This window comes from Bradyrhizobium sp. sGM-13, from assembly GCF_018398875.1.
Taxonomy (GTDB): Bacteria; Pseudomonadota; Alphaproteobacteria; order Rhizobiales; family Xanthobacteraceae; genus Bradyrhizobium.
Window position 1 is genome coordinate 211002 of record NZ_JAGWDK010000012.1, and the last position, 20185, is coordinate 231186.

The 20185-nt window shown below is 63.7% G+C and carries 20 protein-coding genes; 9 read left to right on the top strand and 11 right to left on the bottom strand.

Features of this window, described 5'->3' with window-relative positions:
* Window positions 1-176: 176 nt before the first annotated feature.
* The 5 genes from KJQ96_RS20455 to cobS all read right to left on the bottom strand — a co-directional run bounded on the left by KJQ96_RS20455 (window position 177) and on the right by cobS (window position 6796).
* Window positions 177-1277, bottom strand: a complete 1101-nt coding sequence (locus KJQ96_RS20455; RefSeq protein ID WP_213288348.1) for an LLM class flavin-dependent oxidoreductase — start codon at window positions 1275-1277, stop codon at window positions 177-179.
* Window positions 1278-1451: 174 nt separating this feature from the next.
* Window positions 1452-2564 (bottom strand): NADH:flavin oxidoreductase/NADH oxidase, encoded by a 1113-nt coding sequence (locus KJQ96_RS20460; RefSeq protein ID WP_213288349.1) that lies wholly within the window; start codon window positions 2562-2564, stop codon window positions 1452-1454.
* Window positions 2565-2684: 120 nt separating this feature from the next.
* On the bottom strand, window positions 2685-3752 hold the full coding sequence (locus KJQ96_RS20465) for an esterase-like activity of phytase family protein (RefSeq protein ID WP_213288350.1): 1068 nt from the start codon (window positions 3750-3752) through the stop codon (window positions 2685-2687).
* A 4-nt stretch (window positions 3753-3756) separates the two neighbouring features.
* A complete protein-coding gene (cobT, locus tag KJQ96_RS20470) occupies window positions 3757-5661 on the bottom strand; it encodes a cobaltochelatase subunit CobT (protein WP_213288351.1) in 1905 nt (634 codons plus the stop codon).
* 136 nt (window positions 5662-5797) lie between these two features.
* On the bottom strand, window positions 5798-6796 hold the full coding sequence (gene cobS, locus KJQ96_RS20475; protein WP_065746623.1) for a cobaltochelatase subunit CobS: 999 nt from the start codon (window positions 6794-6796) through the stop codon (window positions 5798-5800).
* A gap of 300 nt (window positions 6797-7096) precedes the next feature.
* Between cobS and KJQ96_RS20480 the strand changes: the two genes are divergently transcribed.
* A complete protein-coding gene (locus tag KJQ96_RS20480) occupies window positions 7097-7756 on the top strand; it encodes a DedA family protein (protein WP_213288352.1) in 660 nt (219 codons plus the stop codon).
* Here the strand turns inward: KJQ96_RS20480 and KJQ96_RS20485 are convergent.
* Complete coding sequence (locus tag KJQ96_RS20485) at window positions 7714-8931, bottom strand: citrate synthase family protein (RefSeq protein ID WP_213288353.1); 1218 nt, start codon at window positions 8929-8931, stop codon at window positions 7714-7716. The genes KJQ96_RS20480 and KJQ96_RS20485 overlap by 43 nt on opposite strands.
* 75 nt (window positions 8932-9006) lie before the next feature.
* Here KJQ96_RS20485 and KJQ96_RS20490 point away from each other — a divergent pair, with 75 nt between their 5' ends.
* Window positions 9007-10098: a citrate synthase/methylcitrate synthase gene (locus KJQ96_RS20490; RefSeq protein WP_213288354.1), complete on the top strand. Its 1092-nt coding sequence runs from the start codon at window positions 9007-9009 to the stop codon at window positions 10096-10098.
* 171 nt (window positions 10099-10269) lie between these two features.
* Here the strand turns inward: KJQ96_RS20490 and KJQ96_RS20495 are convergent, their stop codons facing one another.
* A complete protein-coding gene (locus KJQ96_RS20495; RefSeq protein WP_028347651.1) occupies window positions 10270-10917 on the bottom strand; it encodes a J domain-containing protein in 648 nt (215 codons plus the stop codon).
* A 109-nt stretch (window positions 10918-11026) separates the two neighbouring features.
* Here KJQ96_RS20495 and KJQ96_RS20500 point away from each other — a divergent pair, with 109 nt between their 5' ends.
* Window positions 11027-11302, top strand: a complete 276-nt coding sequence (locus KJQ96_RS20500; RefSeq protein WP_213288355.1) for a BolA family transcriptional regulator — start codon at window positions 11027-11029, stop codon at window positions 11300-11302.
* A gap of 187 nt (window positions 11303-11489) precedes the next feature.
* A complete protein-coding gene (locus KJQ96_RS20505; RefSeq protein ID WP_213288356.1) occupies window positions 11490-11933 on the top strand; it encodes a hypothetical protein in 444 nt (147 codons plus the stop codon).
* A 33-nt stretch (window positions 11934-11966) separates the two neighbouring features.
* On the opposite strand, the gene KJQ96_RS20510 is transcribed toward KJQ96_RS20505, so the two are convergent.
* From KJQ96_RS20510 to KJQ96_RS20520, 3 genes are all read right to left on the bottom strand, one after another.
* Window positions 11967-13319 (bottom strand): hemolysin family protein, encoded by a 1353-nt coding sequence (locus KJQ96_RS20510; RefSeq protein ID WP_213288357.1) that lies wholly within the window; start codon window positions 13317-13319, stop codon window positions 11967-11969.
* Window positions 13320-13380: 61 nt separating this feature from the next.
* Complete coding sequence (gene aroB, locus KJQ96_RS20515) at window positions 13381-14523, bottom strand: 3-dehydroquinate synthase (RefSeq protein ID WP_213288358.1); 1143 nt, start codon at window positions 14521-14523, stop codon at window positions 13381-13383.
* Entirely contained in the window at window positions 14520-15152 is a 633-nt protein-coding gene (locus KJQ96_RS20520; RefSeq protein ID WP_213288359.1) for a shikimate kinase, read from the bottom strand. Before KJQ96_RS20520 ends, aroB begins: the two co-directional genes overlap by 4 nt.
* A 143-nt stretch (window positions 15153-15295) precedes the next feature.
* On the opposite strand from KJQ96_RS20520, the gene KJQ96_RS20525 reads away from it, so the two are divergent.
* A complete protein-coding gene (locus KJQ96_RS20525; protein ID WP_213251304.1) occupies window positions 15296-15442 on the top strand; it encodes a histidine kinase in 147 nt (48 codons plus the stop codon).
* 32 nt (window positions 15443-15474) lie between these two features.
* On the opposite strand, the gene KJQ96_RS20530 is transcribed toward KJQ96_RS20525, so the two are convergent.
* On the bottom strand, window positions 15475-16056 hold the full coding sequence (locus KJQ96_RS20530; RefSeq protein WP_213288360.1) for a TetR/AcrR family transcriptional regulator: 582 nt from the start codon (window positions 16054-16056) through the stop codon (window positions 15475-15477).
* Window positions 16057-16163: 107 nt separating this feature from the next.
* Between KJQ96_RS20530 and KJQ96_RS20535 the strand changes: the two genes are divergently transcribed.
* The 4 genes from KJQ96_RS20535 (at window position 16164) to KJQ96_RS20550 (ending at window position 19933) form a co-directional block, all read left to right on the top strand.
* Window positions 16164-17210, top strand: coding sequence for an aldehyde reductase (locus KJQ96_RS20535; protein WP_213288361.1), 1047 nt, complete (start codon window positions 16164-16166; stop codon window positions 17208-17210).
* A 96-nt stretch (window positions 17211-17306) separates the two neighbouring features.
* Complete coding sequence (locus KJQ96_RS20540) at window positions 17307-17717, top strand: nuclear transport factor 2 family protein (protein ID WP_213288362.1); 411 nt, start codon at window positions 17307-17309, stop codon at window positions 17715-17717.
* Between the two features lie 69 nt (window positions 17718-17786).
* Window positions 17787-18746, top strand: a complete 960-nt coding sequence (gene xerD / locus KJQ96_RS20545; RefSeq protein ID WP_213288363.1) for a site-specific tyrosine recombinase XerD — start codon at window positions 17787-17789, stop codon at window positions 18744-18746.
* A 224-nt stretch (window positions 18747-18970) separates the two neighbouring features.
* Window positions 18971-19933, top strand: a complete 963-nt coding sequence (locus KJQ96_RS20550; RefSeq protein ID WP_213288364.1) for an acetyl-CoA carboxylase carboxyltransferase subunit alpha — start codon at window positions 18971-18973, stop codon at window positions 19931-19933.
* Window positions 19934-20185 lie beyond the last annotated feature (252 nt).

The window sequence follows — 20185 nt, forward strand, 5'->3', positions numbered from 1 at the left end:
GAAGGTGGCATAGGCGGCCGTCGGCCGCCGTACTTAAAAGGACGCCGATGCTTTGCATCGGCTATGGACGCGAAGCGGCAGCGAGACGGATGAGGGGTCTGTCTCCGTGGAGAGAACCCCTCATCCGCCTTCGCTGTCGCGAAGGCACCTTCTCCCACAAGGGGAGAAGGAAGCACTCACGCCGCCTTCGTCAAGTCCGCGTCGAGATGCTTCAGCCGCGGCATCACCTCCTGCTTCAGCAGGCGGAGCGAATTGTGCCACGCCTCCGGCTTGTGCTTGTAGTCGAAGCCGAACACGAGCAGCGTGCCGAAGCCGCCGACCTCGTGATAGATCCGCTCGATCTTTTCGGTAACGGTTGCGGGCGATCCGACGATCCAGTTGTTGCGTGCACAATATTCGACCGTGACGTCGGAGTCGGCGACGTCGGGCGCCGCCTTGAGGTAGTCCTTGAAGCCGAAGTGGCCGAGCAGCGGCAGAAAATATTCGTGCATCATCCGACCCATCATGTCGCCGACGGAAAGCCGCCACGCCTCTTCGTCGGTATCGGCGATGAAGACCTCACGCACCAGTCGCCAGTCGCTGCGCTTTGGCTTGCGTCCGGTTTTCGCAGCTCCAATCTCGACCGATTCCCAGTGGCTGCCGACGTAAGCCGGATTGAGGTTGAGGCTCATCGGGATGTAGCCGCGCTCGCCGGCGAGCTTGAGCGTATCCGAGCCCTTGGAGAGACCGGCGACGCCGATCGGCGGATGCGGCGCCTGCAACGGCTTGAGGTGCGGCTTGAGGAAGTCGAACATGGTGTCGGGCTTGCTCACGGTCCAGAACTTGCCGGTGTGGGTCCAGGGTGCGTCCTCGGTCCACATTTTCAGGATGATCTCCAGCGCCTCGCGCGTCATGTCGCGGTTCTGGCCGGACATGCCGTCGACGTTGAACATCGCCCAGTCGCTCGGCAGGCCCGAGGCCGCGACGCCGAAGTTCAATCGTCCGCCGGAAAGATGATCGAGCATCGCGACGCGGTTCGCGAGTTCAGCGGGGTGGTGATAGGGCAACAGGAAGCCGCCGGGGCCGAGGCGGATATTTTTGGTCTGCAAAAATGCCTGCGCGAGAATGAGATCGGGCGAAGGATGCGGCTCCCAGGGCGCGGTGTGGTGCTCGCCGATCCAGGCTTCCTGATAGCCGAGTTCGTCGAGCCAGCGCAGCGTCTGCAGGTCCCAGTCGTGCCCCTCTTTCAACCCGCACTCCGGCGGATGGGACGGCATCGTGAAATATCCGATCTCCATAGGGTGTCCTCGCTGTATGTTGTTATTGAAAACGCGTCTATCGCGCGCAGCGAAAGCATAGCACGCCGGACGTATGGCCGAGATATGACGAAACGGATGGGCAGGAGTTCGCGCGGCGGAGTATTGCGCACTTCCCTTCTCCCCCTGTGGGAGAAGGTGGCATAGGCGGCCGCGCTACCGCGTCCCGAATGTCGTCGCGCCGAACAGCGCCTTCTGGGTCGAAGGCTGCGAGCGCCAGTATTGCGGCGGGGCGAACACCTCGCCGCCGAGTTCGGCCGCGGCGTGCCAGCCCCAGCGCGGGTCATAGAGCATGGCGCGGGCGAGCGCGACCATGTCGGCCTTGCCGGAGGCCACGATCTCCTCGGCCTGCTTGGATTCCGTGATCAGGCCGACGGCAATCGTGGTCAGCCCGGTCGCCTCGCGGATCGCTTGCGCGAACGGCACCTGATAACCGGGGCCGAGCGGAATTTTTTGCAGCGGCGACACGCCACCCGAGGACGCGTCGATCCAGTCGACGCCGTGCTTTTTCAGCTCCTGCGCGAACTCGATGGTCTGCGCCAGATCCCAGCCGCCCTCGACCCAGTCGGTGCAGGAGACGCGCAATCCGACCGGCTTGTCATGCGGGAACGCCGCGCGCACCGCGTCAAACACTTCGAGCGGAAAGCGCATGCGATTCTGCAACGAGCCGCCATATTGATCGGTGCGCCGGTTGGCGATCGGCGACAGGAACTGGTGCAGCAGATAGCCGTGCGCCGAGTGCACCTCGATCGCGTCGATGCCGAGGCGCTCGGCACGCTTAGTAGTCGCCACGAACGCATCGCGCACGCGCGCAAGGCCCGTGGCATCGAAGGCAACGGGCGGCGGCTCGCTCTCCTTGTGCGGGATCGCCGACGGCCCCTCCGCCCGCCAGCCGCCCTCAGTCACCGGGATCAACTGCCCGCCCTCCCACGGCGTGTGGCTCGACGCCTTGCGGCCGGCATGCGCGAGCTGCATCATCACCGCGGCCTTCGAACGCTTGCGCACGGATGCCAGGATCGGCTTCAGCGCGGCTTCAGTGGCGTCATTGTAGAGGCCGAGGCAGCCCGGCGTGATCCGGCCCGTCGGCTCCACCGCCGTCGCCTCGATACAGAAAACGCTCGCCCCCGACAGCGCCAGCGAATTGATATGGGTGAAGTGCCAGTCATTGGCCTCGCCGTCGACGGCCGAATACTGGCACATCGGCGCCACCATGATGCGGTTGGCGAGGTTAAGGCCGCGCAGCTTGATCGGGGTAAACAAAGCGCTCATGGGCGATAAGGATCCGGACCGGAGGAAAGTAAGCCCTATTTGTGTAACCAGGCCGCGCCCGCTGCTCAACCGCGTCTGGCTCAACCCTGCCGGGCGAATATACGGGGAGAAGATGCGGCGCTACTCCACCAGCGCGAATTGCAGCAGCAGATTGCGCTGGATCATCGAGAAATTGTCGTCGGAGACGAGCGTCAGGACCGTTTCGCCCTCCGGCGTGACATGGGCGTCGATGCCTTCCAGATTGTCGATCTCGCTGCCGAGGTCGGCCTCGAAGATCACGGGGCCGTCGATCACTGCCCCGGGGGCGATAGAGGCAAGTGCTATGCGGCGGATGCGGATGCCGACGCCACCGAGCCAGGAGAATTTGCGCTCAAGCAGCAGCAGCCCGCCGGACGGCAGCAGCACCGCGTCGCTGATATCGAAATTGTCGCTGCGGCTGATGCTGAACAGCCCCAGCGTCCTGCCGATCAGGAAGGCTGTGATGTTGCCCTGCGCGTCGAGCCCGCGTTCGGAGATCGCGATCAGCGTGCCCGCCAGCGGCAAGCCCTTCGGCACCACGACGAGCGCCTCGATTCCCTTGTTGTAGGGCAGCTTGCGCACGCCCAGCGGCAACTGAATCAACTCGCCGTGCGCTCGGGTAAATCCCTTGGAAAAGTCGAAGCGCAGGATCTGATTGACGCGCTCGAGGCCGACATAGACCAGCGAGCCGTCGAGCGCGAGCGCCTCGGTGTCGTACCAGCCGCGCGAGGTGATCGGCTTGCCGTCGTGGCCAAGCACCGGCGAGGCCTCGACGTCGTCAAGTCCGGTCATCTCGCGGCCCTTGTAGACAATGCGGCCGGTGAACCAGCCCCCTTTGTCGCTGATGGCGATGAAGCGCTCGCCCTTTGAATCCAGCCGCAGGCCGGACAATCCGCCGAAGCCACGAAACCGCGAGGTCAGGATCAGCCCGCTGCGAAATTCGAGTTCGCCGAACCGCACACGCGAGCGGTCGCGGGTGTCGAACGACTGCAGCGGCCTTGCATTGACGTCAATCGAGACCGGCGCACTGACCGAGAACTCGTCGGGAACGGTCTGCCTCGGCGGCCGCTGAACGGCGGCCTGCGCCAATGCAGCGCCTGGGACGGCCGCCATGGAAAGCCCCGCCGCTGCATACTTCAAAAGGCGGCGGCGGCCTATGAGCGGGGGCATGCGCTCACGAATGCAAGCGGCGCGGCCGGCGGTGACCGTTGGCAGGCGCGGCGCCGTGGGTCTCGCTGAACAGCTCGGCGAGCTTTTCGGTGATGGCGCCGCCGAGCTCCTCGGCGTCGACGATGGTGACCGCGCGGCGGTAGTAACGCGTGACGTCGTGACCGATGCCGATCGCGATCAGTTCGACCGGCGAACGGGTCTCGATCTCCTCGATGATGTGGCGCAGATGCCGCTCGAGGTAATTGCCGGGATTGACCGACAGCGTGGAATCGTCGACCGGCGCGCCGTCCGAAATCATCATCAGGATCTTGCGCTGCTCGGCGCGACCGAGCAGCCGCTTGTGCGCCCAGTCCAGCGCTTCGCCGTCGATATTTTCCTTCAGCAGGCCTTCACGCATCATCAGGCCAAGATTCTTGCGCGAACGGCGCCAGGGCGCGTCGGCGGACTTGTAGATGATGTGGCGGAGATCATTGAGCCGGCCGGGATTGGCCGGCTTGCCAGCGGCGAGCCACGCCTCGCGGGACTGGCCGCCCTTCCAGGCGCGGGTGGTAAAACCCAAAATCTCGACCTTGACGCCGCAGCGCTCCAGCGTGCGCGCGAGAATGTCGGCGCAAGTGGCCGCCACCGTGATCGGCCGGCCGCGCATCGAACCGGAATTATCGAGAAGCAGCGTCACCACGGTATCGCGGAAGGTCGCCTCCTTCTCGTGCATGAAGGACAGCGGGTGATAGGGATCGGTGACCACGCGCGACAGCCTTGCGGGGTCGAGAATGCCTTCCTCGAGATCGAACTCCCAGGCGCGGTTTTGCTGCGCCATCAAGCGGCGCTGCAGCCGGTTGGCGAGCCGCGCCACGATGCCCTGCAAATGCGCGAGCTGCTTGTCGAGATAGGAACGCAGCCGCTCCAGCTCGTCATGGTCGCAGAGATCTTCGGCGGCGATGACCTCGTCGAATTTCGGCGCAAATGCGTGATATTCCGGGCCGCGCGGCTCGTTGGCGCCACGCGTATTCGGCCGCGTCGCTTCGCCCGGCGTCTCGTCGTCGCCGAGTTCGCCGTCGTCGAACGTATCTGACGTGGAAGCCTGCGCGCTCTCCATCGCGCTTTCCGATATTTCGTCGGTGGAAGCCTGCGCCTGGTCGGCGCTCATTTCCTGCGCTGCATCGGAGTCGGGCGAGCCCTCGGCGCCGGACTGATCACTCTCGCCGTCCTGGTTCTCGTCATCGTTTTCGTCGTCATCGGCGTCCGCGTCGCGGTCGTCGCCGAGGTCGAGCGCCGACAAGAGGTCGTGCACGAGATCGCCAAACTTGGCCTGGTCCTCGGTGACGCGGCTGAGCTTGTCGAGCCGGGTGCCGATTTTATCTTCCAGCGCCGGACGCCAGAGATCGACCATTTTTTTCGCAGCCGCCGGCGGCGCAAGGCCCGTCAGCCGTTCGCGCACCAACATCGCCAGCGCGTCCGACAGCGGCGCATCGGCGCGGTCGGTGATCTCATCGTATTTGCCGCGATGAAAGTGATCGTCGAGCATCGCGGTGAGATTCTTCGCTACACCCGCCATCCGCCGCGAACCGATGGCCTCGACACGGGCCTGCTCCACCGCCTCGAACACGCCGCGCGCCTGCGGATTTCCCGGCATCAGTTTGCGATGCACCTTGGGATCATGGCAGGCGAGCTTCAACGCGACCGAATCGGCGTGACCCCGCACGATCGCAGCATCCCGCTTGGTCATCTTGCGCGCCGGCTCCGGCAGCCGCGCTTTGCCCGGTGCAAGACCGGGCCGCTCGGCCGCGAATGTCACTTCAAGTTCCGGCGCCTTCGCGATCGCGCGCAGGCACGAGGTCACCGCGCGCTTGAACGGTTCGGTCGGGGCTTCCTTGGATCCGGTGCGGAATTTGGAGTTCGACGTCGTCATTACGTTTCTATCACCCGTCGTCCCTGCGAAAGCAGGGACCCATAATCACCAGCGATCGTTAATTCACCCGACGTTGGCAGCATCCTTCCATCGAAAGTCCTCGGCGTATGGGTTCCCGCTTTCGCGGGAACGACAGCTACGAAAGCGCCACGTTTACCGAACTCTCGGGCAGCTCCTGGTTGAAGCAGCGCTGATAGAATTCCGCCACCAGCGGCCGCTCCAGCTCGTCGCACTTGTTGAGGAAGGTGACGCGGAACGCAAAGCCGATGTCGCCGAAGATGTCGGAGTTCTCGGCCCAGGTGATCACGGTGCGCGGGCTCATCACCGTCGACAAATCGCCATTGGCGAATGCGTTACGGGTGAGATCGGCCAGCCGCACCATCTTGTTGACGATGTCGCGACCTTCCTGGGTACGGTAGTGATGCGCCTTGGCCAGCACGATTTCGACTTCCTCGTCATGCGCCAGATAGTTCAGCGTGGTGACGATCGACCAGCGGTCCATCTGGCCCTGGTTGATCTGCTGGGTGCCGTGATAGAGGCCCGAAGTGTCGCCGAGGCCGACCGTGTTGGCGGTCGAAAACAGGCGGAACGCCGGGTGCGGCTTGATCACCTTGTTCTGGTCCAACAGCGTCAGGCGGCCGGAGACTTCCAGCACGCGCTGGATCACGAACATCACGTCGGGGCGGCCGGCGTCGTACTCGTCGAACACCAGCGCAATGTTGTGCTGCAGCGCCCAGGGCAGGATGCCGTCGCGGAATTCGGTGACCTGCTTGCCGTCCTTGATGACGATCGAGTCCTTGCCGACCAGATCGATACGGCTGATGTGACTGTCCAGGTTGACGCGCACGCAGGGCCAGTTCAGCCGTGCGGCGACCTGCTCGATATGGGTCGATTTGCCGGTGCCGTGGTAGCCGGTGACCATGACGCGGCGGTTCTTGGCGAAACCGGCGAGGATCGCGAGCGTGGTGGCGCGGTCGAAGCGGTAGTCCGAATCGACTTCCGGCACGTGCGGGTCGACTTCGGAATAGGCCGGCACTTCGAGGTCGCTGTCGATACCGAAAACCTGCCGGACCGACACCTTCATATCGGGCAGTCCGACGGGCTCCGAAACTTTGCTCATGGCGGCGGTCGTCATCAATCCTCCGAGGTCCCGGGCGTTCCCGAAACCAGATCTGGTGAATGGCTGCGGATGGGGGCTAACGCAAACCTAGCAGAGAGCAGGGGCCGGCAGAAGCCCGCGGCGCAATCAAAGTTCCATTGCCTTATCATTGAGATAAGCCATCTCTCAGGTTTTTGGAGGGCTGCCCTGCGAATCACGCCGCACTTTTGCCCGCTTGGCCACTTCGCCGCGGCCGTGCCAGCTCTGCCGGCACTTTCGGCCCCTGCCTGGGCTTGGTAGCTCTAGGCGCAGGCGGCCACCCACAGGACGGCAATTGTGACTTCATTCCTCGATCCCGTGATTGCAGTCGTATCGGCCCATCCATGGCTGGCCTACCTGACGCTATTTCTGGCGGCTCTCTTGGAAGCGATCCCGGTCGCAGGCGCGCTGGTGCCTGGCTCGACCATCATCCTTGCGCTGAGTGCGCTGGTGCCCGGCGGCGAACTGAAGCTGTGGGGCGTGCTGGCGGCCGCGATCGCCGGCGCATTGCTGGGTGACGGTACGGCGTTCTGGGCCGGCCATCGCTCGCAGCGCGAAATTCTGGGCGCCTGGCCGATGTCGAAATATCCAGGCGTGATGGCGCAGAGCGAGGCGTTCTTCCACCGCTGGGGAGCGCTGGCGGTGTTATTCGCGCGCTTTGTGCCGCCGATCCGGGCCTTCGTACCGGTCACGGCCGGCGCGCTCGGGATGCAACCGATCCTTTTCTTCGGCGTCAATATTCCCGCGGTACTCGCCTGGGCGTTGGCGCATGTGTTGCCAGGCGTGCTCGCGGTCTCGGTGTTGCATGAATATGCCGGCCTGCCGCATCACCAACACACCGGAAAGCATCTGTGGATTCTGGCCGTGTTCGCGACGGCGATCATCGCGCTCGGGGTCTGGACGCTGCGCCGCCGTCAGGCGCGGACGGGGCTCCGTCCCGGGGCGGGGCCGACATAGCGCGCGCGGGGCCGGATCAGCCGGCCATGGCGCAATTGCTCGCAAGCATGCGCGATCCATCCGACCGTTCTCGCCATGGAAAACAAGACCAGTTCATGGCCCGGCGGCAGGCCGAGCGTGTGCACCAGCACCGCAAGGGCATAGTCGATATTGACGAACTCGCCAGTCGCTTCGGCGATGCGCTCCGGGATTTCGTGGGTAAACTTACGGTTCGCGCCCGAGCGTGCCAGCGCCTCCAAGAGCGCCCGTGCACGGGGATCGCCATGCTTATAGACCCCATGACCAAAGCCCGCGAAGCGCTCGCCGAGCGCGACGCGCTCGCGGATGACAGGGGCGACCTCGCCATTGGCGAGCGTCTTCAGAAGCTGCGCCGCCAGCACGCCGGCGCCGCCGTGCTTCGGGCCTTTCAGCGCGACGAGACCGGCGATCATGGCATCGTAGAGATTTAGCCCGGTCGAGGCCGCGCAGCGCACGGTGAAGGTCGAGGCATTCAGCTCATGATCCGCCAGCAGCACGAGCGCGCGGCGGATCAAATCGGCCGCATGCTTGTGTTCCGGCGCCCAGACCCGCGCGATCTGCAAGTGAAGCGGCTTTGCCGAGGATTTGGCGTTCAGCATGGTCGCGACCACCAGGCGCATGATGCGGCCACCTAGCATCGCGCGCTCTTCGTCGGCGCGGGTGAAGGCTCGCGGGTCAGCCCTGGCGGCGAGCGCCAGCACGGCGATGGCGCGATCGATCGCGTTTGCCCCACGTGCGGCCTCGGCCACTGCGCGCATTTCGTCCGACACAACGGGACAATTGTTCTGATCGAAGGGGTCGACGCCTGTCACATCCCACAACAGCGTCGCGGCATGTTCGAGCGTGTCGCGCTCGGCGAGATCGATGCAGTTGACGCCGCGATAGATCGCGCCGTCCTCGGTGATGGTTCCGACGGCCGAATCCAGCACCGGCAGATCGGCGTCGAAGCTGCGCAGGCCGCGCGGCTCCGGCGACGGCGCACGCCGCTCTTTTAGCGTGCGGACGTCCTCGGCCCGGTAGCGGCGGCTGCGGGAATCCTCCGACGGTTCCGACCGGATCAGGCCACGGCTGACATAGGCGTAGAGGGTCGCCTGGGAGATCGCGAGTTCGGCGGAGGCCTCGCGGGCCGAGAGGTAAAGGCCGGCAGGCTTTTTCATATTGATTTATATAATCAAGATTGATCAATCTGTCGAGAGGCCCGACCTCTGCAGCAGGCAAAAAGGAGAGCCCCCATGAACATGCAGATTTCCAAGACCCCGATCGGGCTCGACGGCATTCCGGCCGCCGAAACCGTCCTCAGCCATGTCGATGGCGAGCGGGGCGAACTGATCATCGCCGGCGAACGGGTCGGCGACCTCGCGGGCAAGTCGAGTTTTGAAGGCGTCACCGCGCGGCTGTGGAACGCCGCAATGGGAACCTCGCTCAACGAAGCCAATGTGCGCTCAAGGCTTGGCGCTGCCCGGGAACGCGCATTCGCTCGGCTACCCGAATTGCTACCGGCAACGCGTGGCATGTCGATTGTCGACGGCTTTCGCGCAGCCGTTGCCGGCCTGCGCGGCGAAAACGGACTTGAGCACGAGGCGACCATCGTCGGCGCGTTGCCTGTGATTGCCGGCGCGCTATTGCAGCGGGCCAAAGGCGAGCACCCGATCGCGGCCGACCCGACCGTCGGCCATGCCGCCGACACGCTGTCGATGCTGCGCGGCCGCAAAGCCGAACCGCGCGAGATCACCGCGCTGGACACCTACTTCGTCACGGTGTGCGACCACGGCATGAACGCGTCGACCTTCACGACGCGCGTCGTAGCCTCGACGCAAGCGGATTTGTTCGCAGCCGTCACGGCAGGCTATTGCGCCCTGACCGGGCCATTGCATGGCGGCGCCCCCGAGCCGGTGCTGGAGATGCTGGATGCGATCGGCTCGAGCGAGCGCATCAAGCCGTGGGTCGACAGCGCACTGGCCCGCGGCGAGCGGCTGATGGGATTCGGCCACCGCGTCTATCGCGTCCGCGACCCGCGCGCCGACGTGCTTAAGCGCGCGATCGAGCGGCTCGCAGGAGGCGGCGCCGATCTGCCGTTCGCGGGCGAGGTCGAGGCCTACATTCGCGATGCATTGCGGCGGAAAAATCCGGAGCGCCCGCTCGATACCAATGTGGAGTTCTTCACCGCAATCCTGCTCGACGCGCTGAAAATTCCGCGGCAGGCGTTTACGCCGATCTTTGCGGTGGCGCGCGCCGCAGGCTGGACCGCGCATGCCCGCGAGCAGCAGCGTGGCGGCAGGCTGATCCGGCCGAGTTCGGCGTATATTGGCTCAATGCCGAGGTGAGCGGGACCAAAGCTTCGTACAACAACAGCGGAGCCAAGATCTCCGCTGTCGTCCCTGCGAACGCAGGGACCCATAACCACAAATGCGTGTTGTCTGGCGAAGCCGTCAACCGATGGAATAAATCGAGAAGCCGCGGCGTATGGGTCCGTGCGTTCGCAGGGACGACGAAAACTACGCCCGCACCACAGTCTTCAAATAATTATACGCCTTGATGATCTCGATCAGGCGGTCCTCGGTGGAGCGGTCGCCGCCATTGGCGTCGGGATGGTGCTGCTTGACCAGCGCCTTGTACTTGGCCTTGACGTCATCGAGCGTTGCTTCGGCGGAAAGACCCATCACCTGCAGCGCCTTGCGCTCGGCGTTCATCACCTTGCGCGTTTCGGTCTTGGCCTGCGCGCCCGGCCCCGGCCGCCAGCGGCCGCGACCGTTGAGCTCGGAGAACATGCTGAACGGATCGGCGGCGCCGTCAAAGTCTTCGGCGCTGGGCTGCTTACCCTTCTTGCCGGCGGTGTTGGCGCCCATCTTCCAGGTCGGGCGATGGCCGGTCAGCGCGTCCTTCTGGTAGCGCGCGACGGCGTCGGCGTTCATGCCCTGGAAGAAATTGTAGGATTGGTTGTATTCGCGCACATGGTTGAGACAGAAGTGCCAGTACTCGCGGGAATTCTCCCGGCCCTTGGGCGCGCGGTGCGGGCCCTTGTTCTGGCAGCCCGCCCACTCGCACATGGCGGCTTCCTCGCGCGCCTGCGCCTGCTGCTTCGCACTCAGCTTGTTGGGCTTGATGCGAATGGAATCGAAGAACTTGGATGAATCAATCGGCATGGCTGACTTTGACTACGCAACGCGCAAGGCTTCAAGTCTTGACATTGCGAATACCTCCATTCGGATGCGCCATTGACGAGAAGCGGACACAGAATTATCTGCAACCATCATGAGCACCAGGGACATTATCATAAACAAGTTGCGTGAAGCTTTCTTGCCGGAAAGCCTCGACGTCGCGGACGAATCTCATCTGCATGAGGGCCATGCGGGCCACCGGCCAGGCGGTGAGACGCATTTCAGAGTTTATATCGTATCTGAAGCCTTCGAAGGGAAGGGCCGGGTTGAACGCCACCGCATGATAAATGCGACGCTTGCGGCGGAACTTGAGGGCTCCGTCCATGCACTTGCCATCAGGGCGCAGGCGCCCCGGGAGGGTCAGGGCTGACGAGCCCGATCAACCCGATCCTGAAGTGCGCCGACAGACAGGCCGAAGACCTGTGGCTTTTGCTCAAGATCGCGCAGACGGCACAACCGTTTTGATTTATCTGTTGACTGCTGGGCGATGGACGCAGTTCCATCCGAACCGGGGCCGGAGCGGCCCCAATGCCATCGCCACTCGATAGGGTCGTCCGATGCAGCATTGGGTACGCTTCAGATGGGCCGTGGCCGTGATGGCCCTGGTTGCAGTCTCGTCAACCAAGGCACAAGCGCTGGACATGCCGAGCCCGTTTGTCCAGGAGGTGCTCATCAAGAGCATTCTCGTGACGCTCAACGACGCGGTGGCATCGGACAATTTCACGGTCCTGCACGCCAAGATTTCAAAGCCGTTCCGCGATCAGTTTCCGCCCGACAAGCTGCGCACTGTCTTCAAGGATCTGGTCGAGAAGCACGCCGTGTTCGACGCGATCGTCGCCAGCCCGGTCATTCCGGAGGAGGACGCCAAGATCGACGACAAGGGTGTGCTGCGCCTGAAAGGCCGCTTCGACACCACGCCGAAAAGGGTGAAGTACCAGCTCGGTTTCATTCCCTCCGACGGCCAGTGGAAACTCTCCGGCGTCACGATCGATATTGAATAGTCCCGTCATGCGCGCAAATGCGCGGAGAGGCGCTTAGAACGCCGTCCCTGCCCGCTTCGGCTTCGGATACTCCGCGTCGGTTTCGCGCGGCAGCGGCGTGATCTTAAGTGCGGTGATACGGTTGCGCTCGCGGCGCAGCACGCGGAAACGGCAGCCGTGGAAGGTAAAATTCTGGCCGCGTTCGGGAATCGAGCGCGCCTCGTGAATCACGAGGCCGGCGACCGTCGTCGCCTCCTCGTCGGGCAGGTGCCAGTTCATGGCGCGGTTGAGGTCGCGGATCGGCACGGAGCCATCTACCACCACGGAGCCGTCGGCCTGGATGCGGACGCCGGCGACCACGACGTCGTGCTCGTCGGAAATATCGCCGACGATCTCTTCCAGAACGTCTTCCAGCGTCACCATGCCTTCGACCTCGCCATATTCGTCGACGACGAGCGCGAAGTGGGTTTTGCGGCGGCGGAACGCCTTCAACTGTTCGGACAGAGGCCGCATTTCCGGCACGAACCAGGGCGGGCGCATGATGGCCGAAACGTTGATGTGCGAGGTATCGCCGTCGGAAGCACGGATCGCGCGCAAGAGATCCTTGGCGTGCAGCACGCCGATGATGTTCTCCGGCTTGTCGCGCCAGAGCGGGATGCGGGTGTATTCTGTTGCCAGCACCTCGCCCACCAGTTCGTCCGGCGGCAGGTCGGCATTGATCATCACCATCGCGGTGCGATGAACCATGACGTCGGATACCGCCAGATCGCCAAAGCGGAAGACATTTTGAATGTATTCGGCCTCACCGCTTTCGATCCCGCCGTGCACGGCCGATTCTTCCACCAGCCCTTCGATCTCGGAGTCGGTGAGAATTTCGTGCTGCGAGGATTCCTGTACGCCGAGCAATCGCAGAATCCCGCGCGAGGCGCTGTTGAGCAGCCAGTTCAGCGGCCAGAACACCAGATAGGACAAATAGAGCGGATACGCGATCCATTGCGATACCGGCATCGGCTCCCTGATCGCCAGCGTCTTCGGCACCTGCTCGCCGACGACGATATGCAGCGAGGAGAACACCAGGAACCCGGCCAGGAACGACACGAAATGCAAGCTGGCTTCCGACATTCCGAGCGGCATGAGCACCGGTTCGAGCAGCGCCGAAACGGTCGGTTCGCCGACCCAGCCGAGGCCGAGGGAAGCCATGGTGATGCCGAGCTGGCAGCAGGCGAGATAGGCCTCGATATTGCCCATCATGCCGTGCAGCAGGCGCGCACCGAACCGGTCCTGCTCGACCATCGCCTTGATACGGAAGCCGCGGCTCTTGACCAGCGCAAACTCGGCGGCCACGTAAAACGCGTTGGCGGCGAGCAGGAAGATCGCGAGCAGCAGATTGAACGCGGTCGAACTCATATATTCCTCGTGACGGCCCCGGCCCCGCGCGACGCTTGCGTCAAGCCGCCCGACAATCCCGTCATCCCGACAACTTCTGTTGCAGGAAATCGCGAACCAGCGCCGGCTCGACGTCGTTTGCAACCACCGCGCGGCCGATCGCCTGCAGCAGGATGAAGGTCAGCTTGCCGCGCTTGACCTTCTTGTCCTGCGCCATCAGCGCCATCAGGGCATCGGCATCGGCCAGCCCTTCCTGGGCAAAGCCTGCGATGTCCTGCAAATGGGTCGGCAGGCCGACAGAAGCAAGATGGCGCTCGACCCGGGTGGCGTCGGTCTCGGAGATCATGCCGAGTTTCGCCGAAAACTCCGCCGCCAGCACCATGCCGACGGAGACGCCCTCGCCGTGGAACAGGCGGTCGGAAAAGCCGGTCGCGGCCTCCAGCGCATGGCCGAAGGTGTGGCCGAGGTTGAGCAGCGCGCGCTCGCCATTTTCTCGCTCGTCGCGGGAGACGATCGCTGCCTTAGCGCGGCAGGAGGTTGCAATCGCGTGCTCGCGCGCCGCGCCACCGGAAAAGATGTCGGCATGGTTGGCTTCGAGCCAGGTAAAAAAGGCTTCATCGCCAAGCACGCCATATTTGGCGACCTCGGCATAGCCGGCGCGGAACTGGCGCGGCGACAGCGTGTCGAGCGCCGACGTATCGGCGATGACCAGCACCGGCTGATGAAACGCGCCCAGCAGATTCTTGCCCTGCGGCGAATTGATGCCGGTCTTGCCACCGACCGAGGAATCCACCTGGGCCAAAAGCGAGGTCGGCACCTGCACGAAATCGACGCCGCGGCGCAGGATCGCTGCCGCAAAACCGGCGAGATCGCCGACCACGCCGCCGCCGAGCGCAATCACCAGATCGTTGCGCTCGATCTTCGCCGCGATCAGCGCTTCGGAGACCTTTTCGAGACCGGCATAGGTCTTTGATACCTCGCCTTCCTCGACGATCACGCGTGACGTCGGGACACCGGCTTCGGTAAGCGAGCGCTCGGTTTGCTCCAACCAGTGCTTTGCGACGGTGCGGTCGGTGACGATGGCGGTTCGCACGCCGGGGCGCAGCGCAGCGACGCGCGCGCCGAGCGTATCCAGCACGCCGCGGCCGATCACGATGTCATAGGCGCGGTCGCCGAGGGCGACGTCGACCGTGATATCGGCGGAATGTTTCAGCGGCGCAGTCATGGCGTGACGTTCATCCCGTCGGTTGTTGGCTGGGAGGCCGGGGCGCCGGCACACAGCCGGACGCGCAGGGCCTCGATGCATTCATCGACGATTCGATCGTGCGGCACGTCGCGAGACAGAATGGTCACGTCAGCGCTCCGGTAGACCGGCTCGCGCGCTTCAAGCAGACGGCTGACGGTGGCAGTCGGATCCTCAGTCTGCAGCAGCGGCCGGTCGGCGCGGCGCCTCACGCGCTTCATGATGACGTCGACGTCCGCCTTGAGCCAGATCGAGACCGCCTTGTCGCGGATCCGATTGCGGGTCTCCTCGCGCATGAAGGCGCCGCCGCCGGTGGCGATCACGGCCGGACCGCTATCGAGCAGCCGCGCAATCACCCGCGCCTCGCCGTCCCGGAAATGCGGCTCCCCATGGGTTTCGAAAATATCCGGAATCGACATGCCGGCGGCCGCCTCGATCTCGATATCGGCGTCGAGAAATGGCAGCCGCAGCCGCGCCGCCAGGCGGCGGCCGATGGTCGACTTGCCGGCCCCCATCATGCCAACCAGCACAACCGAACGCCGTCCCAGAGCCGACGTAATGTCGGCCTCCTGGGGGGCGCTCGCCTGGGCCGCTGCGGCGGTCTCGGACATCAAAAAACTCTGTGGTTTTGCGGACTTCCACCGCTTCGTGACACCTATACTACCCCGACTGACGCAGTTGCCAGAGACTCTTGCCACGGGGATGGGAACATGTTGGATGATTTCATTGGTTAATTCGCCGCCCTGAGCCCCCTATGCCCAGCTTGTTCCGCTTTCTGACGGTCGTCGGCGTGATAGCCGGAGTGATCTATGGCGTGATTTTCGCGCTGGCGAATTTCGTCAATCCAAGCCCCCGGGAAATGACGGTCACCATTCCCGCAGACAAGTTCCTCAAGAGATAACCGCTGGTTGCGAGGATCAGACGGCTGGCAAATTAACGACTCAGCGCTTTGCGCAGTAGACGCAGGAACAGCCGCGTATCTTCGAGCAGATCGTGGCCCGCGACTTGTGCGTCCTTGATACCCTCCATGGCCGCAACAATGATGGCGGCTACATCGGCAGGCGTGGCACGCAGAGCATCCAAGGTGATCGCTCCTGTCGCCTGCGCGTTGGTTAGCGCTTGGGCAAGGAGGGCCACTAGCTCGGCGCGCGCCGCGAGCGTGACGTCTCGGGCCAACGCCATATTGGTTTCGAACAGTTCCGCCGCGTCGCCGCTGCCGGCGAAAGGCGCAACTAATTCCCGCTGGAAAGCGGCAATTGCCGTTTCAATCCGACTGAAAACATCGCCGTCACCTGCGAGCGCGGCTTCGACCTTTCGCATCGCCCGGGCGTGCGCCCGCGCCGACCCCGCCCGAAACAGTTCTTCCTTGCTGCTGAAGCTCAGATAAAGCGCCGCCCGGGACATGCGCGCGGCGCGCGCGATGTCGGCCATCGATGTCTTGCGAAAACCGTGACGGACAAAGACCGGAAGCGCCGCGTCCAGAATAGCCTCAGATTTTTGGCCGCTCTGATTCATCTGAGACAGATTGACAGCATTTGTCTAATCAGTCAAAAGACGATTAGACAATATTCGTCTATCTGTCTAGTCATCACCATTCGGCGGCCCTAAAGGATTGAATCGGAATGCCTACCAAGTTGAATGATCCTGCGGCCGCCGCCACGGTGCTCGTCACCGGCATCGGTGGATTTCTCGGCGGACATATCGCGAGGCAATTGCTGGCGAGCGGCTATCGCGTTCGCGGCACCGTCCGCAGCCTTACCGCCTGTGACCGGATCGGAAGCCAGCTTTGTGCCGCCGCACCCGCCGGGGCCGAGGCGCTCAGCTTTGTACAGGCCGATCTTTGCTTCGATGCCGGATGGGATGACGCGCTCAAGGGTTGCCGCTACGTCATTCATACGGCGTCGCCGTTTCCGGCGGGCTTGCCGAAGAATGCGGACGAATTGATCGAGACCGCGCGAGAAGGCGCGCTACGGGTGCTGCGCGCGGCCCATAACGCCGGCGTCGCGCGCGTGGTGCTGACATCCTCGATCGCCGCTACCAATCACGGCAGCGGTCAGGCTCCCTATACCGAGAGCGACTGGACTGACCCCACCAGCGCGCGGGCCACGCCCTACTACAGGTCGAAAACCCTGGCCGAACAGGCGGCGTGGACCTTTGCCAAGAAGACCGGACTCGATCTGGCCGTCATCAATCCGGGCATGATCTTCGGCCCGCTGCTCGGTCCGCAATACGGCACATCGGTCGGGCTGATCCAGCAAATGATGAGCGGCAAGCTGAAACGTGTCCCGCGCTTCGGCTTCGCGGTCGTGGACGTGCGCGATGCGGCCGATGCCCATATCCGCGCCATGACCTGTCCGGACGCTTCCGGCCAGCGCTTCATCATCGGCGGAGGATTTTTCTGGTTGAGAGAATTGGCCGCCGTGCTGGCAAAATCGTTCCCAGCCTATGCTGCCGATTTGCCCCTAGGCGAAGTGCCGAGCTGGATGGTGAGGGCAATGGCTCCGTTTAGCCCGCGTTCGCGCATGATCATTCATGAACTCGATCGCGACCTCAGCGTAAGCACGGCCAAGGCGCATCGGGTGCTGAACTGGAGAGCGCGGCCTGACGAGGACTGCATTCGCGCCAGCGCCCAAAGCCTGATCGACTATGGTCTGATCGCCAGGGCGTAGAGCGGCAGCTCCCTTACCCGCGCAATCAGCGTCAAACCCGCAGGTTGCGCCGTCACACGCATTCTAATCCTCACCTTACAGAATTGGACAACACCGATGCCAACGCACACCACCGACATGGACGGCTCGCCGGAAGCCGAGGACATCCGCAACACCGAACGGTCCCGACTTCGCGCCCTGGTCGCCGGCGACATGGAGGCGGCAGGGCCGCTTCATGCGTCGGAGTTCCAGTTGATTACGCCGATCGGAATGCCGCTATCCAAGGATGAATATCTGGGTGCGATCGCAAGCGGCCAGATCAAATATCTCATGTGGGAACCCGGACCTATTGCCGTACGGCAGCACAACGGCCGTGCAGTGATCCGGTATCGCGCCAGGCTCGAGATCGTGTTCGGTGGCCACCAGGTCGTCCCCGGCGATTACTGGCACACCGACACTTACGAATATCGCGACGGGCGATGGATGGTCGTCTGGTCGCAAGCCACGGCGATCAGTCAGATGTCCTAACCGCATGCGCGTGCAGGCGCGTGTTTGAAAAAGTCTCCGTCCTGCCCGGATCATGCGGTATCATAGCGAATGCGCACGACACCCTCCGACACGAAGCTGATAAACCTGTTCCTCGACATGCTCGCGGCGGAACAGGGGGCGGGAGACAATACGCTCGACGCCTATCGGCGCGACCTCACCGATTTCTCCGAATTTCTTGGGCAGGCCGGACAGAACTTTACCCGTGCCGGAACCGACGTGCTGCGCGACTACCTCGCCGATCTCGACACCCGCGGCTTCAAATCCTCCAGCGTGGCGCGGCGGCTATCGGCGATGCGACATCTGTTCCGCTTCCTGCTCAACGAGCGTATCCGCGCCGACGATCCGGCCGCGATCCTGTCCGGCCCGAAGCGCGGCCGCGGGCTGCCGAAGGTGCTGTCGATATCGGATGTCGACCGCATGCTGACGCGGGCCAAGGAATTGACCGAGGCCGAGAACGCCTCGCCGCAACAGCGGCTGCGCGCGATGCGGCTGTATTGTCTGCTGGAAGTGCTCTACGCCACCGGCTTGCGCGTCTCGGAGCTGGTGGCATTGCCGCTGTCGGCCGCGCGGCGCGATGCCCGCATGATCATGGTGCGCGGCAAGGGCAACAAGGAACGGCTGGTGCCGCTCAACGAAGCCTCAAGGCAGGCGATGGCCGATTATCTCGCCGCCATGGAAGCGCTCAAGCCCGAGAAGAAGAAAAACGCCGTTGTATCGAAGTGGCTGTTTCCCTCCTTCGGCGAGAGCGGCCATCTGACCCGCCAGCACTTTGCGCGCGACTTGAAGGAATTGGCAGCGGCGTCAGGCCTCGCGCCGCGGCTGGTCTCGCCGCACGTGCTGCGCCACGCCTTTGCCAGCCATCTGCTGCATAACGGCGCGGACCTGCGCATCGTGCAGACCCTGCTCGGCCACACCGACATCTCGACCACACAAATCTATACCCATGTGGTCGAGGAACGGCTGAAGAGCCTGGTGCGCGACCTGCATCCGCTGGCGGAGAAGTCGTAGTCGTCCCTGCGAAACGCAGGGATGACAGGTAGATGAACTCCCGCCTTGACTTCCGCGGCTTCTCCCCCGAAACAGCCATCCCGTCCGCGGCCTTGTTTGGCGCGCTTTCGGCAAACCGGGTTATCCGGACCGAGATATGCGCTAAATCATTGAATATGCGTGCTTTCTTGAGGTGAATCGAAAACCGCTTCGCCTCACAGCGCGTTGTTACCTATATTGTCTTGATGCCGGAACAGATGCGCAGCTATCTCGACTTCGAAAAACCAGTCGCCGAACTCGAGTCCAAGATCGACGAATTGCGCGCGCTGGCGGCGTCCGGCAGCGACATCGGCGACGAGATTGCGCGCATCGAGGACAAGGCGTCCCAGGCGCTGGCCGATCTCTACGCCAATTTGACGCCGTGGCAGAAGACGCTGGTGGCGCGCCATCCGCAGCGCCCGCATTTCACCGATTTCGTCAACGCGCTGATCACGGACTTCACGCCGATGGCGGGCGACCGCAAATTCGGCGAGGACGAGGCCCTGATGGGTGGCTTCGGCCGCTTCCGCGGCGAGAGCATCTGCGTCGTTGGCCAGGAAAAGGGCGCCTCGACCGAGAGCCGTATCAAGCACAATTTCGGCATGGCCCGGCCTGAAGGCTATCGCAAGGCCGTGCGGCTGATGGAGCTGGCCGATCGTTTCGGCATTCCCGTGCTGTCGATCGTCGATTCCGCCGGCGCCTATCCTGGCATCGGCGCTGAGGAACGCGGCCAGGCGGAAGCGATCGCGCGCTCCACCGACGCCTGCCTGTCGCTCGGCGTGCCCAATGTCGCGATCATCACCGGCGAAGGCATGTCCGGCGGCGCCATCGCCATCACCACCGCGAATAAGGTTTTGATGTTCGAACACGCGATCTACAGCGTGATCTCGCCGGAGGCGGCCTCCTCGATCCTGTGGCGCGACGGCACCAAGGCGCAGGAAGCTGCCACCAGCATGAAGATCACCGCGCAGGACATGCTGCGATTCGGCGTCATCGACCAGATCCTGAAAGAGCCCGCCGGCGGCGCCCATCGCGATTCTGCCGCCATGATCTCGGCCACCGGCGATGCCATCGCGGAGGCCTTCAACGACCTCCGCAATCTCGACGCGGATGCTGTCCGCCGTCATCGGCGGCAGAAATTCCTCGATATCGGCCGCAAGCTCGGCTGATCGCTCCGTCCCGATCGACGCTGCCTCGGTAAGGTCGGTCGGGCTAATCGCTCCAAATATTAACGACCTCTAAACGGCCATTATTTTCGCCAGCGTGCATGATTCGGCCGCAATTAGGCCCAGAGCCCGGTCTTTAGTTTCTGTTGACCATGCCTGCCGCAGCATCCGCTGGACGGCCCCGTTCGGGTTGCGGCGCAGGGGGGCAATGGGTAATATTTTAGACAATGGCTTCAGGGCATGTCGCTGTTGATT

Bases quoted from the DNA above. Each gene is read 5' to 3' on its own strand.
- KJQ96_RS20525 (WP_213251304.1), top strand. From the start codon at position 15,296: ATGCCCAGCTTGTTCCGCTTTCTGACGGTCGTCGGCGTGATAGCCGGA.
- KJQ96_RS20455 (WP_213288348.1), bottom strand. From the start codon at position 1,277: ATGGAGATCGGATATTTCACGATGCCGTCCCATCCGCCGGAGTGCGGG.
- KJQ96_RS20495 (WP_028347651.1), bottom strand. From the start codon at position 10,917: ATGCCGATTGATTCATCCAAGTTCTTCGATTCCATTCGCATCAAGCCC.
- KJQ96_RS20535 (WP_213288361.1), top strand. From the start codon at position 16,164: ATGCCTACCAAGTTGAATGATCCTGCGGCCGCCGCCACGGTGCTCGTC.
- KJQ96_RS20505 (WP_213288356.1), top strand. From the start codon at position 11,490: ATGCAGCATTGGGTACGCTTCAGATGGGCCGTGGCCGTGATGGCCCTG.
- KJQ96_RS20540 (WP_213288362.1), top strand. From the start codon at position 17,307: ATGCCAACGCACACCACCGACATGGACGGCTCGCCGGAAGCCGAGGAC.
- KJQ96_RS20530 (WP_213288360.1), bottom strand. From the start codon at position 16,056: ATGAATCAGAGCGGCCAAAAATCTGAGGCTATTCTGGACGCGGCGCTT.
- aroB (WP_213288358.1), bottom strand. From the start codon at position 14,523: ATGACTGCGCCGCTGAAACATTCCGCCGATATCACGGTCGACGTCGCC.
- KJQ96_RS20460 (WP_213288349.1), bottom strand. From the start codon at position 2,564: ATGAGCGCTTTGTTTACCCCGATCAAGCTGCGCGGCCTTAACCTCGCC.
- KJQ96_RS20510 (WP_213288357.1), bottom strand. From the start codon at position 13,319: ATGAGTTCGACCGCGTTCAATCTGCTGCTCGCGATCTTCCTGCTCGCC.
- cobT (WP_213288351.1), bottom strand. From the start codon at position 5,661: ATGACGACGTCGAACTCCAAATTCCGCACCGGATCCAAGGAAGCCCCG.
- KJQ96_RS20490 (WP_213288354.1), top strand. From the start codon at position 9,007: ATGAACATGCAGATTTCCAAGACCCCGATCGGGCTCGACGGCATTCCG.
- cobS (WP_065746623.1), bottom strand. From the start codon at position 6,796: ATGACGACCGCCGCCATGAGCAAAGTTTCGGAGCCCGTCGGACTGCCC.
- xerD (WP_213288363.1), top strand. From the start codon at position 17,787: ATGCGCACGACACCCTCCGACACGAAGCTGATAAACCTGTTCCTCGAC.
- KJQ96_RS20465 (WP_213288350.1), bottom strand. From the start codon at position 3,752: ATGCCCCCGCTCATAGGCCGCCGCCGCCTTTTGAAGTATGCAGCGGCG.
- KJQ96_RS20485 (WP_213288353.1), bottom strand. From the start codon at position 8,931: ATGAAAAAGCCTGCCGGCCTTTACCTCTCGGCCCGCGAGGCCTCCGCC.
- KJQ96_RS20500 (WP_213288355.1), top strand. From the start codon at position 11,027: ATGAGCACCAGGGACATTATCATAAACAAGTTGCGTGAAGCTTTCTTG.
- KJQ96_RS20550 (WP_213288364.1), top strand. From the start codon at position 18,971: ATGCCGGAACAGATGCGCAGCTATCTCGACTTCGAAAAACCAGTCGCC.
- KJQ96_RS20520 (WP_213288359.1), bottom strand. From the start codon at position 15,152: ATGTCCGAGACCGCCGCAGCGGCCCAGGCGAGCGCCCCCCAGGAGGCC.